Source organism: Streptomyces sp. NPDC002853 (genome assembly GCF_053591915.1).
This window is the reverse complement of sequence record NZ_JBSFUS010000001.1, coordinates 911,794-925,121: the sequence shown is the minus strand read 5'-3', so window position 1 is coordinate 925,121 and position 13,328 is coordinate 911,794. Positions and strand designations below refer to the sequence as shown.

Annotated in this window: 12 protein-coding genes; 10 read left to right on the top strand and 2 right to left on the bottom strand. The window is 70.7% G+C overall.

Features of this window, described 5'->3' with window-relative positions:
• Positions 1-87 precede the first annotated feature (87 nt).
• Complete coding sequence (locus ACWD02_RS04125; protein ID WP_451204160.1) at positions 88-1,251, top strand: uroporphyrinogen-III synthase; 1,164 nt, start codon at positions 88-90, stop codon at positions 1,249-1,251.
• Here the strand turns inward: ACWD02_RS04125 and ACWD02_RS04120 are convergent.
• Positions 1,203-1,700, bottom strand: coding sequence for an anthrone oxygenase family protein (locus ACWD02_RS04120; protein WP_451204398.1), 498 nt, complete (start codon positions 1,698-1,700; stop codon positions 1,203-1,205). The genes ACWD02_RS04125 and ACWD02_RS04120 overlap by 49 nt on opposite strands.
• Before the next feature lie 264 nt (positions 1,701-1,964).
• On the opposite strand from ACWD02_RS04120, the gene ACWD02_RS04115 reads away from it, so the two are divergent.
• The 6 genes from ACWD02_RS04115 to ACWD02_RS04090 all read left to right on the top strand — a co-directional run bounded on the left by ACWD02_RS04115 (position 1,965) and on the right by ACWD02_RS04090 (position 8,863).
• Positions 1,965-2,552, top strand: coding sequence for a CGNR zinc finger domain-containing protein (locus ACWD02_RS04115; RefSeq protein ID WP_451204158.1), 588 nt, complete (start codon positions 1,965-1,967; stop codon positions 2,550-2,552).
• Positions 2,553-2,647: 95 nt separating this feature from the next.
• Positions 2,648-3,232, top strand: a complete 585-nt coding sequence (locus tag ACWD02_RS04110; RefSeq protein WP_363313407.1) for a sigma-70 family RNA polymerase sigma factor — start codon at positions 2,648-2,650, stop codon at positions 3,230-3,232.
• Positions 3,229-4,029: a zf-HC2 domain-containing protein gene (locus tag ACWD02_RS04105; RefSeq protein WP_451204155.1), complete on the top strand. Its 801-nt coding sequence runs from the start codon at positions 3,229-3,231 to the stop codon at positions 4,027-4,029. Before ACWD02_RS04110 ends, ACWD02_RS04105 begins: the two co-directional genes overlap by 4 nt.
• Before the next feature lie 93 nt (positions 4,030-4,122).
• Positions 4,123-6,480 (top strand): HelD family protein, encoded by a 2,358-nt coding sequence (locus tag ACWD02_RS04100; protein WP_451204153.1) that lies wholly within the window; start codon positions 4,123-4,125, stop codon positions 6,478-6,480.
• A gap of 372 nt (positions 6,481-6,852) precedes the next feature.
• Complete coding sequence (locus tag ACWD02_RS04095; RefSeq protein ID WP_365816470.1) at positions 6,853-8,286, top strand: NAD-dependent malic enzyme; 1,434 nt, start codon at positions 6,853-6,855, stop codon at positions 8,284-8,286.
• 295 nt (positions 8,287-8,581) lie between these two features.
• On the top strand, positions 8,582-8,863 hold the full coding sequence (locus ACWD02_RS04090) for an HU family DNA-binding protein (RefSeq protein WP_016645140.1): 282 nt from the start codon (positions 8,582-8,584) through the stop codon (positions 8,861-8,863).
• A 91-nt stretch (positions 8,864-8,954) separates the two neighbouring features.
• Here ACWD02_RS04090 and murA read toward each other — a convergent pair whose 3' ends face one another.
• Positions 8,955-10,295: a UDP-N-acetylglucosamine 1-carboxyvinyltransferase gene (gene murA / locus ACWD02_RS04085; protein ID WP_344521857.1), complete on the bottom strand. Its 1,341-nt coding sequence runs from the start codon at positions 10,293-10,295 to the stop codon at positions 8,955-8,957.
• A gap of 245 nt (positions 10,296-10,540) precedes the next feature.
• On the opposite strand from murA, the gene ACWD02_RS04080 reads away from it, so the two are divergent.
• The 3 genes from ACWD02_RS04080 to ACWD02_RS04070 all read left to right on the top strand — a co-directional run bounded on the left by ACWD02_RS04080 (position 10,541) and on the right by ACWD02_RS04070 (position 13,212).
• Entirely contained in the window at positions 10,541-11,137 is a 597-nt protein-coding gene (locus ACWD02_RS04080) for a YqgE/AlgH family protein (protein WP_451204150.1), read from the top strand.
• A 55-nt stretch (positions 11,138-11,192) separates the two neighbouring features.
• Positions 11,193-11,501 carry a DUF3039 domain-containing protein gene (locus ACWD02_RS04075; RefSeq protein ID WP_363211472.1) on the top strand — a complete coding sequence of 103 codons (309 nt, stop codon included), beginning with the start codon at positions 11,193-11,195 and terminating at the stop codon, positions 11,499-11,501.
• 94 nt (positions 11,502-11,595) lie between these two features.
• Entirely contained in the window at positions 11,596-13,212 is a 1,617-nt protein-coding gene (locus ACWD02_RS04070) for a beta-N-acetylhexosaminidase (RefSeq protein WP_451204148.1), read from the top strand.
• Positions 13,213-13,328: the final 116 nt, after the last annotated feature.

Here is a 13,328-nt window from a genome sequence, read left to right as displayed (position 1 = left end):
TGATCCGGGGTTGTCACGGGCCGTTGGCAGGCTCGTTCAACCCCGGATCATCCATCACGCGGTACTAGCGGGACGAAAGCAGCTGCCATGCACGGGACCCCTCCGACCGGTCAACAGGCCGGTCGCCAGAACGCCCCACTCGCCGGATTCACCGTCGGCGTCACCGCCGCCCGGCGCGCCGACGAACTCGGCGCGCTGCTCCAGCGGCGCGGCGCCACCGTCCTGCACGCCCCCGCACTGCGCATCGTCCCGCTCGCCGACGACAGCGAACTCCTCTCCGCCACCAAGGAACTGATCGACCACGCGCCCGACATCGTGATCGCCACCACCGCAATCGGGTTCCGCGGCTGGGTCGAGGCCGCCGACGGGTGGGGGTTCGGGGAGGCGCTGCTGCGATGTATGCGGGGCGTCGAGCTGCTGGCCCGCGGGCCCAAGGTCAAGGGCGCCATCCGTGCCGCCGGGCTCACCGAGGAGTGGTCGCCCTCGTCCGAGTCCATGGCGGAGGTGCTCGACCGGCTGCTCGGCGAAGGCGTCGAAGGCAAGCGCATCGCGCTCCAGCTGCACGGCGAACCGCTGCCTGGCTTCGTCGAGTCGCTGCGCGCCGGGGGAGCGGAGGTCGTCGGCGTGCCCGTCTACCGGTGGCTGCCGCCGGAGGACCTCGCCCCCGTCGACCGGCTCCTCGACGCCACCGTCGCGCGCTCCGTCGACGCGCTGACCTTCACCAGCGCGCCCGCCGCCGCGTCCTTCCTGGCCCGCGCCGAGGACCGGGGCATGTCCGCCGAGCTCTTCGAGGCCCTCCAGCACGACGTCCTGTCCGCCTGCGTGGGCCCGGTCACCGCCCTGCCGCTCCAGGCCCTCGGCGTCGACACGGTGCAGCCCGAACGCTTCCGGCTCGGACCCCTCGTACAGATCCTCTGCCAGGAACTGCCGTCCCGCGCCCGTACGTTGCCCGTCGCGGGCCACCGCGTGGAGATCCGCGGTCACGCCGTGCTGGTCGACGACGAGCTGCGGCCCGTGCCGCCCGCGGGCATGTCGTTGCTGCGGACGCTGGCGCGGCGCCCGGGGTGGGTGGTCTCCCGCGCCGAACTCCTGCGCGCGCTGCCCGGCGCGGGGCGCGACGAGCACGCCGTGGAGACCGCGATGGCCAGGCTGCGTACGGCACTTGGGGCGCCGAAGCTCGTCCAGACGGTGGTCAAGCGTGGTTACCGGCTCGCGCTCGATCCGGCAGCCGGGGCCAAGTACGCCGACTGACGGGCCCTGTTGTCCCGCCCCCACAGCACCAACGCCCGCGCGAGCAGGCCGATCGCGGCCGTGGAGAACACGGCTCGCACGGCGTTCCAGGCCAGCCACGGGTCCTCGAACTCCTCGCGCACGGCGGCCGGGTCGGCGATCTTCGCCGGGTCGCCCGCGTCCGCGAGCTGGTCGTTCAGCGGCACGTTCACGACCGACGTGATCGCGAAGGCCACCAGGTAGAGCACGAGCGCTGCCAGGACCCATCGGTACGAGCCCGTGCCGCGCAGCTGCCACGCGGAGACCGCCGTGAAGATCAGCGCGCCGAAGAAGCTCGCGAAGAAGACCGGGTTGTTGAACGCGTCGTTCGTGTTCTGCATGACCTCGATGAAGACACGGTCCTCGCTGCGTGCGAGGCCGGGCATGACACCGCAGGAGAAGATGTAGAAGGTTCCGGCGATCAGGCCCATGAACACGACGGCCGCCCCCAGGACGGCCCCGGCGGGGCCTCCCTCGCCGCCTCGCCCCTGGCCCTGTCCCCGGCTTTGCGTCTCACGTTTGGCTTCCATAAGACCGAGTCAACCGGCCGGACGGCCGCCGGACCATGGTCTCGAAGCGCGCCTCCATAAGCGCGCGTCTCATCCGCGCCGGTGGCAGGGGTTCCGCACCCGCCCGCGGCGAGGCACTGTAAGGGGGAGCACTCACCGGTAACCCCACAAGGCGGTGACAGGCGCATGGCACTGGGCATGGACCCGGCCACCTACGAGCTGCGCTTCGACTCCGGGCGGAGCTGTCTGGATCTCGTGGCCACGAACCACCCCGTGGAACGGCTCGACTCCGTGGACCGGCTGCGTGCCTGGCTCGCGGGTGCCGGGCTCATCCCGGATCGCACCGCCCTGCCGGGGGCGGGCCCGGCCTGGCTGGTGGGCTTTGGTGAACTGCGGCAGAGCGTCGCCCAGTTGGTGCTCGCCGAGCTCGAAGGGCGCCCCGCCGAAGCCGCGTTGGGCAGAGTCAACGCCCTCGCCGCGGCAGCGCCCCCGGCCCCGCGTGCCGTCCGGCGCCCCGACGGCAGCCTCGCCCGCACCCTGGACGGCGACCCCGGCTGCGCGGCCCTGCTCGCCGCCGTGGCCCGCGATGCCGTCGACCTGCTCACCGACCCCGGTGCGCGCGCCCTGCTGCGCCAGTGCGAGGGCGACAACTGCCCCATCGTGTACCTGGACACCTCACGCGGCAGGCGCCGCCGCTGGTGCTCCAGTGAGGTGTGCGGCAACCGTGAACGGGTGGCCAGACATCGGCGCAGGGCGGCGCTCGCGCGGGCCTGATCGAATTTCTTTTGGGGCGGCTGAACACAGCCGTTGCCGCGTACGTACATCTCCGGTGAGCCAGCCAAGACGAAGAGCGGACACCGGAGGCAGACGTGCGCAAGGATTCCGCCGTGGCCGATGAGCGCCCGCAGGCACGCCCGCACCGACATCGCCTGGTCCCGCAACGCAACGGACCCGACGAGGAGTTGATGCGCGCCCTCTACCGCGAGCACGCGGGGCCACTTCTGGCCTATGTGCTCCGCCTGGTGGCGGGCGACCGGCAGCGCGCCGAAGATGTCGTACAGGAAACGCTCATCCGTGCCTGGAAGAACGCCGGTCAGCTCAATCGTGCGACCGGTTCGGTACGCCCCTGGCTGGTGACGGTCGCCCGGCGCATCGTCATCGACGGCCACCGCAGCCGGCAGGCCCGGCCGCAGGAGGTCGATCCGTCGCCGCTGGAGGTCATCCCCGCGGAGGACGAGATCGATAAGGCGCTGTGGCTGATGACTCTCTCGGACGCGCTCGACGACCTGACTCCCGCGCACCGGGAAGTGCTCGTCGAAACTTATTTCAAGGGGCGTACGGTCAATGAGGCGGCCGAGACTCTGGGTATACCGAGTGGGACGGTGCGCTCGCGGGTCTTCTACGCGCTGCGTTCGATGAAGCTTGCGCTTGAGGAGCGGGGGGTGACGGCATGAACGAGTCCTACGGACATGACGCGTGGGGGCAGGCTGAGACGGGCGACGTGCACGAGACCGTCGGCGCCTACGCCCTCGGCATCCTGGACGACGCGGAGGCGACGGCCTTCGAGGCACATCTGGCGGTCTGCGAGTTCTGCGCGCACCAGCTGGAGGAGTTCTCCGGCATGGAGCCGATGCTGGCCGCCCTCGCGGACCTCCCCGGCGGACGCGGCGTACCGGCGATCGGCGAGCAGCTCGCCGCCAGGCCGAGCCCGCGCCTCGCGGACCGCCTCGTGGACGAGGTCTCCGTGAAGCGGCAGCAGAAGCGCAGGCGCGGCATGTATCTGGTGGCAGCCGCGGCCGCGCTGATCGTCGGCGGGCCGCTCACGGTCCTCGCGGTGAGCGACGACGGCGGGACGACGGACGTGGCGGGCGAACCGCACCCCACGAGCCCCGCCGAGGACGCCTTCTTCAACCACATGGACGACAAGATCAAGGCCACGGACCCGAAGACCAAGGTCAGCGCCACGGTCGGCACGGAGAAGAAGGCCTGGGGCACGCACGCGGTCCTGGAGCTGAAGAACGTCAAGGGCCCGCTCAAGTGCTCCCTCGTCGCGGTCGGCAAGGACGGCGAGAAGGAGACGGTGACCACCTGGTCCGTCCCGAAGTGGGGTTACGGCATCGAGGACAGCCCGAACAAGTGGGCGCGCAGCCCCTTGTATGTCCACGGGGGCGCCGCGATGGACCGGAACGACATCGACCACTTCGAGGTGACCACCTTCGACGGCGACCGCCTGGTGGAGGTCGACGCGTAGGAGAAGCGCACACGGAGGTCACACAGGGGTCCCCTTTCGCGTACGGTAGACGGCTGCTCGATTGGGCAGCTGCACGTCCGGAAAGGGGCCTCGGTGGCCGACGTACGCGACCGTGAGATCAGCGTCGAACAGGAACATCTCGACCAGGTCTACCGGCGTCTCGAGGAGAAGATCCACGAGGCCGAGTTCCTCATGACCGACGCGGCCAAGCGCTCCCAGGTGGGCACGCCCGGCGCGCTCGCCGAGCGGGACGCCCAGGTGTTCCGCGCGGGAGTGCATCTCAACCGCCTCAACAACGAGTTCGAGGACTTCCTCTTCGGGCGGATCGACCTGCTGCTCGGCAAGGACGGCAAGAAGGGCCCGGACGGCGCGTACACGTCGATCGAGCCCGCCGAGGACGCGGTGAGCGAGCAGAACACCGCCGAGATCGCCGAGACCCTGCACATCGGCCGCATCGGCGTCCTGGACGCGGACTACTCCCCGCTGGTGATCGACTGGCGTGCCCCGGCCGCCGCGCCGTTCTACCGCTCGACGCCGGTCGACCCGGGCCGTGTCGTACGGCGCCGGGTCATCCGCTCCAAGGGGCGCAGGGTCCTGGGCGTCGAGGACGACCTGATGCGCCCGGAGCTCAAGGCGACCCTGGACGGGGAGGCGCTGCCGGTCATCGGCGACGGCGCCCTGATGGCGGCGCTCGGTCAGGCCCGCAGCCACACGATGCGGGACATCGTGGCGTCGATCCAGGCCGAGCAGGACATGGTCATCCGCGCCCCCGCCGCCTCGGTGACGTACGTCGAGGGCGGCCCCGGCACCGGCAAGACCGCCGTGGCCCTGCACCGCGCGGCCTACCTCCTCTACCAGGACCGCCGCCGGTACGCGGGCGGCATCCTCATCGTCTCCCCGACCCCGCTCCTCGTGGCGTACACGGAGGGCGTGCTGCCCTCGCTCGGCGAGGAGGGGCAGGTCGCGATCCGCGCGGTGGGCGCGCTGGCCGACGACGCGGCTGGCCCGGCCGAGGCCACCGTCTACGACTCTCCCGCGGTGGCCAGGGTCAAGGGCTCCTCCCGGATGCTGCACGTCCTGCGGAAGGCCGCCAGGGGCGCTCTGGAGGGCGGTGCGGGCACGACCCCGAAGCCCGCCTCACGGGACGGCCAGCTGGCCTTCGGCGACGACGACGAGGACGACGCTCCCCAGGGCCCCGCCGAGACCCCCACCCGCCTCCGAGTGGTCGCCTTCGGCCGCCGCCTGGAGCTGGAGGCCGACGCGCTCGGCCGTATCCGGCGCAACGCGCTCAGCGGCACGGCTCCCGTCAACCTGCTGCGTCCGCGCGCCCGCAAGCTCCTCCTGGACGCCCTGTGGTCCCAGTCGGGCTCAGCGGGCCGGCACAGCGACCCGGAGCTGGCCGCAGAGCTGCGCTCGTCCTTCGACGAGGACATCACCTCCGAGGACGACTTCATCCGGTTCCTCGACGCCTGGTGGCCCGAACTCACCCCGCGCGCCGTGCTCTCCGCGATGGGCGACGAGCGGCGCCTTGGCCGCTGGGCGCGCCGCGTCCTGAACCCCGGCGAGGTCCGCAAGATCGCCCGTTCCCTCAAGCGCGACGCCCTGTCCGTGCACGACGTGGCGCTCCTCGACGAGCTCCACTCGATCCTCGGCACGCCGCACAGGCCCCGCAAGAAGAAGGATCTCGACCCCCTCGACCTGCTCACCGGGCTCGACGAACTGATGCCGCAGCGCGAGGAGTCCCAGCGCGAGCGCGCCGAGCGGCTCGCCGCCGAGCGCACCGAGTACGCGCACGTCATCGTCGACGAGGCCCAGGACCTGACCCCCATGCAGTGGCGGATGGTCGGCCGCAGAGGCCGGCACGCCACGTGGACGATCGTCGGTGACCCCGCCCAGTCCTCCTGGTCCGACCCGGACGAGGCGGCCGCGGCCCGCGACGAGGCCCTGGGCAGCCGCCCGCGCCGCCGCTTCACCCTCACCGTCAACTACCGCAACCCCGCCGAGATCGCAGATCTCGCGGCCAAGGTGCTCGCGCTCGCGATGCCGGGCTCCGAGTCGCCGTCGGCCGTCCGGTCCACCGGGGTGAAGCCCCGCTTCGCCGTCGTACGCGACAAGGACCTCGGCGCGTCGGTGCGCGACGAGGCGGCGCGGCTGCTCGACCAGGTCGACGGCACCATCGGCGTCGTCGTGGCGATGAACCGCCGCGAGCAGGCGGCGCGCTGGCTCGACGGGCTCGGCGACCGCGTGGTCGCCCTGGGCAGCCTGGAGGCCAAGGGACTCGAGTACGACGCCACGGTCGTCGTCTCCCCGGCGGAGATCGCGGACGAGTCCCCGGCGGGCCTGCGCGTCCTGTACGTGGCGCTGACGCGGGCCACGCAGCAGCTCACGGTGCTGTCCGGCGAGCGCGACGACCCCGACGCGGAAGGCGTGCCGGACCTGCTCCGCGAGTGATTCGCGCCTGCTCCGCGAATGACTTTGCGGGACGGGAATTGCCTTGCGGGGATCGTTTGTTACCGTTGATGTGGCACCGGCCCGATCCAAGCCCCCGGGCCCAACCATCGTCGCTACGAGCGACCACTTGCCGCGAGGCGAGCATGGCGGGTCGGTGTCATAAGCGTTCGAAGAGGCCTTCGTCACCTGGTGACGGAGGCCTCTTTCGGGTTCCCCCCTACCGACGGCCCGCGACTTCTCGTATGGTGGAAACCAGTTTCCGAAAAGCTGGTGAACGAAAAGTTCGCAATCCGAGGCGGCTACCACGTACTCAGTGGTAGGTGCGACGATCGGACGGCAAGAGCAACACGGTGAAAGCAGAGGAAGTCGGCCATGGCAACGGCGCCCAGCGTCTCCTACTCGAACACGGTCCGGTTGGAGGTGCCCGCGAGCGGCACCGCGGTCTCCCAGATCACCACGGCCGTCGAGTCCCACGGAGGCTCGGTGACCGGCCTCGACGTCACGGCGTCCGGCCATGAGGCACTCCGGATCGACGTCACGATCGCGGCGACCTCGACGACACACGGCGACGAGATCGTCGCGCAGCTGCGCACCATCGAGGGCGTCACCGTCGGCAAGGTCTCCGACCGTACGTTCCTGATGCACCTCGGCGGCAAGATCGAGATGGCGTCCAAGCACCCCATCCGGAACCGCGACGACCTCTCCATGATCTACACCCCGGGCGTGGCCCGCGTGTGCATGGCGATCGCCGAGAACCCCGAGGACGCGCGCCGCCTCACCATCAAGCGCAACTCCGTTGCGGTCGTAACGGACGGTTCGGCCGTCCTCGGGCTCGGCAACATCGGCCCGAAGGCCGCGCTCCCGGTCATGGAGGGCAAGGCGGCCCTCTTCAAGCGCTTCGCCGGCATCGACGCCTGGCCGCTGTGCCTGGACACCCAGGACACCGACGCGATCGTCGAGATCGTGAAGGCGATCGCCCCCGGCTTCGCGGGCATCAACCTCGAGGACATCTCGGCGCCGCGCTGCTTCGAGATCGAGGCCAGGCTCCGCGAGGCCCTGGACATCCCCGTCTTCCACGACGACCAGCACGGCACCGCCATCGTCGTACTGGCCGCGCTCACCAACGCACTTCGTGTGGTGGGCAAGGGAGTCGGCGACGTACGCGTCGTCATGTCCGGTGCGGGCGCGGCCGGTACGGCCATCCTCAAGCTGCTCATCGCGGCAGGCGTCAAGCACGCCGTCGTCGCCGACATCCACGGTGTCGTGCACGCGGACCGCGAGGACCTGGTGGACGCCGCGCCGGACTCGCCGCTGCGCTGGATCGCCGACAACACCAACCCCGAGGGCGCCCGCGGCACCCTCAAGGAAGCGGTCGTCGGCGCCGATGTCTTCATCGGCGTGTCGGCCCCGAACGTCCTGAACGCCGACGACGTCGCGGCCATGGCCGACGGCGCCATCGTGTTCGCGCTCGCGAACCCGGACCCCGAGGTCGACCCCGCGATCGCCCGCCAGACGGCGGCAGTTGTGGCCACGGGCCGCTCGGACTTCCCGAACCAGATCAACAACGTCCTGGTCTTCCCCGGCGTCTTCCGCGGTCTGCTCGACGCCCAGTCGCGCACCGTCAACACGGAGATGATGCTGGCGGCGGCGGGCGCCCTCGCGGACGTCGTCGCCGAGGACGAGCTCAACCCGAACTACATCATCCCCAGCGTCTTCAACGACAAGGTCGCGGGCGCGGTCGCCGATGCGGTGCGCAGCGCGGCGAAGGCCGCCGGGGTGGCTGTGACAGGCGCCACGGCCCAGTAGTACGGCGCGTCGCGGAACGCGGGGCCCTCAAAGGCCCTCTAGGGTGGCGTGGAAGCGCGCCCCCGACTGCCACCTTCCCAGGGGCGGTGAAGCTTTTCGTGTGACCCCAAGGGGCCCGGATTGGCTTTCCCGCCGCAGGTGGGGGCAGGATGCCTTTCTGGGCGCGAGGGTCCGGATGACGGACCCGGGTCCGGGGCCTGACCGAGGACCCTGGCAGCATCGGCTTCGCTGTGCCCATCATGCGGCTCCGCCGCGTGGCACGCCTCAACGGCAAGAAGAACACGGGAGTACAAACATGAACCGCAGTGAGCTGGTGGCCGCGCTGGCCGACCGCGCCGAGGTGACCCGCAAGGACGCCGACGCCGTGCTGGCCGCGTTCGCCGAGACCGTCGGCGAGATCGTTGCCAAGGGCGACGAGAAGGTCACCATCCCCGGCTTCCTGACCTTCGAGCGCACCCACCGTGCCGCTCGCACCGCACGGAACCCGCAGACCGGCGAGCCGATCAACATCCCGGCCGGCTACAGCGTCAAGGTTTCGGCGGGCTCCAAGCTCAAGGAAGCCGCCAAGGGCAAGTAGCCTGAAGCAGCAATAGAAGGGGCGGCCACCCGGTTGGGTGGCCGCCCCTTCTGCGTGCGGTTCGCACGATCACAAGGACGAGCGACTGCGACTACAAGGTCGCCCTGCCCGGCAGCTCGACCTTCGCGCCGAGCTCCACGAGCTTGTCCATGAAGTTCTCGTAGCCGCGGTTGATCAGGTCGATGCCGTGCACGCGGGACGTGCCCTGCGCCGCCAGAGCGGCGATCAGGTACGAGAAGCCGCCGCGCAGGTCAGGAATGACCAGATCGGCGCCCTGGAGCTTCGTGGGGCCGCTGACGACCGCCGAGTGGAGGAAGTTGCGCTGCCCGAAGCGGCAGTCGGAACCGCCGAGGCACTCGCGGTAGAGCTGGATGTGCGCGCCCATCTGGTTGAGCGCGGAGGTGAAGCCGAGACGCGACTCGTACACCGTCTCGTGCACGATCGACAGGCCCGCGGCCTGCGTCAGGGCGACGACCAGCGGCTGCTGCCAGTCCGTCTGGAAGCCGGGGTGCACGTCCGTCTCCAGGGCGATCGCGTTGAGCGAGCCGCCCGGGTGCCAGAAGCGGATGCCCTCGTCGTCGATCTCGAAGGCACCGCCCACCTTCCGGTAGGTGTTCAGGAACGTCATCATCGACCGCTGCTGGGCGCCGCGGACGTAGATGTTGCCTTCGGTCGCCAGCGCCGCGGAAGCCCAGGAGGCGGCCTCCAGGCGGTCCGAGAGGGCGTGGTGGTTGTAGCCGCCCAGGCTGTCGACACCGGTGACCCTTATGGTCCGGTCGGTGTCCATCGCGATGATCGCGCCCATCTTCTGCAGCACGCAGATGAGGTCCTCGATCTCGGGCTCGACGGCTGCGTTCGAGAGCTCGGTGACGCCCTCCGCGAGAACCGCGGTCAGCAGGACCTGCTCGGTGGCGCCGACGGACGGATACGGCAGCTGGATCTTCGTGCCGCGGAGCCGCTGCGGAGCCTCCAGGTACTGGCCGCCCTCGCGCTTCTCGATGGTCGCGCCGAACTGGCGGAGCACCTCGAAGTGGAAGTCGATCGGCCGGCCGCCGATGTCGCAGCCGCCGAGGCCGGGGATGAAGGCGTGGCCCAGGCGGTGCAGGAGCGGTCCGCAGAACAGGATCGGGATCCGCGAGGAGCCCGCGTGCGCGTCGATGTCCGCGACGTTGGCGCTCTCCACGTGCGAGGGATCCATGACCAGCTCGCCCGGCTCCTCACCGGGGCGGACCGTCACGCCATGCAGCTGCAGGAGTCCGCGTACGACGCGCACGTCGCGGATGTCGGGGACATTGCGCAGCCTGCTCGGAGCGCTGCCGAGCAGCGCGGCGACCATGGCCTTGGGCACGAGGTTCTTCGCGCCGCGGACACGGATCTCGCCCTCCAGCGGGGTTCCGCCGTGGACAAGCAGTACATCGTCGGTGACGGTCATGAATCTCGCGTTCCGATTGGATGGACGGGTGGACCAAAGGGCAAGCGTAATGGGCGTGTACCCCCTCTCCGTAAGGCCAAGGGCGCGCGAAACACGTCAGGACTTCGTGACAACACGAACCGTTCGGAACCGGACACTCCGGGTCACCGCCGAAAGTGTGCGCTCCGGACGCGCCCATGCGCCCCTGAGCTGCATTCACTCCCGTACGGGCATTGCCTCCCCCAGCGGGGCAAAGATGCGGGATCATGTCGTTCATGACCGAGGTGTCCTCGCTCACAGGGCGGCTGCTCGTGGCCACGCCTGCCCTGGCGGACCCGAACTTCGACCGCGCGGTGGTGCTGCTCCTCGACCACGACGAGGAGGGCTCGCTCGGCGTGGTCCTCAACCGGCCGACGCCGGTGGACGTCGCGGACATCCTGGAGGGCTGGGGTGACCTGGCGGGCGCGCCGGGCGTCGTCTTCCAGGGCGGCCCCGTCTCGCTCGACTCGGCGCTCGGCGTGGCGGTGATCCCCGGGGAGGACGCCGCCGCCCCGCGGCCGGGCAGAGGGGAGCCGATCGGCTGGCGCCGCGTGCACGGCGCGATCGGCCTGGTCGACCTCGACACCCCTCCCGAACTCCTGGCCCCCGCGCTCGGCTCGCTGCGTATCTTCGCCGGCTACGCGGGCTGGGGCCCGGGCCAGCTGGAGGACGAGCTCGTCGAGGGCGCCTGGTACGTGGTCGAGTCCGAGCCCGGCGACGTGTCGTCCCCGGACCCGGAGCGGTTGTGGCGAGCAGTCCTGCGCAGGCAGCGGAGCGAGCTGGCGATGGTGGCCACCTATCCGGATGACGCGTCACTCAACTGACCGGCTCGGAATGGGCGCTGCCCGGACCCCGTCGGCGTAGGTACCCTTGGATGCCATGAGCACTCTTGAGCCCGAGCCCGAGCGCGGGGCAGGTACGGGGACCCTCGTAGAGCCGACGCCGCAGGTGTCGAGTGGTGACGGTGACCACGAGCGCTACGCGCACTATGTCCAGAAGGACAAGATCATGGCGAGCGCGCTCGACGGTACGCCCGTCGTCGCGCTCTGCGGCAAGGTGTGGGTGCCGGGTCGTGACCCGAAGAAGTACCCCGTCTGTCCCATGTGCAAGGAGATCTACGAGTCCATGAGCGCCGGTGGCGACAAGGACAAGGGCGGCAAGGACGGCAAGGGCGGCGGCAAGAAGTAGCCCCCGGGGCGGTCCATGAGCCACTGCGCGGAGGGGCGTTGCGTGTGCCGCAACGCCCCTTTTGCGTTGTGCAATCGCGTGGCAGCCTCGCCGCATGACCTTTGAGCAACTGATCCCGGCGCCCGCACGCGCCGAGGGGCCGCATTCCGAAGGCTTCATCCTCGACTCCTCCACCGCGCTCCGGGCCGGGCCCGGCACCGAGTCCACCGAGCGCTGGCTGCGTGCCACGCTCGGCGGCGCGTTGGGGCTGCCCCTGGCGCCGGGTGACGGCGGCGGCATCTCGCTGGGCATCGACGACTCCCTCGCGCCCGAGGCGTACCGGCTCACCGTGGGGGAGAGCGGCGTCGAGATCCTCGGCGGCGCCGCTCCCGGCGTCTTCTGGGGGGCCCAGAGCCTGCGGCAGCTCATCGGGCCCGAGGCGTTCCGGCGGGCACCGCTGCGGGCCGCCGGGCGGTACGCGGTCCCGGGGTGTCTGATCGAGGACAGCCCCCGCTTCGGGTGGCGCGGCATGATGCTCGACGTGGCCCGGCACTTCATGCCCAAGGACGGCGTCCTGCGCTACCTGGACCTCCTCGCCGCCCACAAGCTGAACGTCTTCCACTTCCACCTCACCGACGACCAGGGCTGGCGCATCGAGATCAAGCGCTACCCCAAGCTCACGGAGTCCGGTTCGTGGCGGCCGCGCTCGAAGTGGGGGCACCGCGCCTCCGAACTGTGGAACGACACCCCGCACGGCGGCTACTACACGCAGGACGACATCCGCGAGATCGTCGCGTACGCCCATGAGCGGCACATCGCCGTCGTGCCCGAGATCGACATCCCCGGGCACTCGCAGGCCGCCATCCACGCCTATCCGGAGCTCGGCAACACGGACGTCGTCGACACCTCGGCGCTCGGCGTCTGGGACACCTGGGGCGTCAATCCGAATGTCCTCGCGCCGACCGAGAACACCCTTCGTTTCTACGAGGGGGTGTTCGAGGAAGTTCTCGAGCTCTTTCCCTCCACCTTCATCCATGTGGGAGGGGATGAATGCCCCAAGGACCAGTGGAGGGCGTCGCCCACCGCGCAGGCCCGCATCAAGGAGCTGGGCGTCGGTGACGAGAACGGGCTGCAGAGCTGGTTCATCCGGCACTTCGACGGCTGGCTGACCGCGCGCGGGCGCAGGCTCATCGGCTGGGACGAGATCCTGGAGGGCGGCCTCGCCGAGGGCGCCACCGTGTCCTCCTGGCGGGGATACGGGGGCGGGATCGCGGCGGCCAAGGCCGGTCACGACGTCGTCATGTGCCCCGAGCAGCAGGTGTACTTGGATCACCGGCAGGACGGCGGCCCCGACGAGCCTGCGCCCATCGGCTTCGTCCGCACCCTGGAGGACGTCTACCGCTTCGAGCCGGTGCCGCCGCAGCTCACCGCCGAGGAGGCCCGCCACGTACTCGGCACCCAGGCCAACGTCTGGACCGAGGTGATGGAGTACCACGCACGCGTGGACTACCAGGTGTTCCCGCGTCTCGCCGCCTTCGCCGAGGTCGCCTGGAGCCCGCTGCCGGCCTCGGCCGAGCGCGACTTCGCGGGCTTCGAGCGGCGAATGACCCCGCACTACGCGCGACTTGACGCGCTCGGCGTCGACTACCGCCCGCCCGGCGGCCCGTTGCCGTGGCAGAAGCGCCCCGGAGTGCTCGGACGCCCGATCGACGGGGCGCCCCCGAACGTGTGAGGCGCACCCCGTGCTCCGCGTGTCGGGCCGCCCGCGCTGAGAGCGTGGGCGGTCCGGCGAAAGCCGTACAAGAGTCACCGAAGAGTGGCAATTCCCGCTGACCGGCGAGGGCGTGT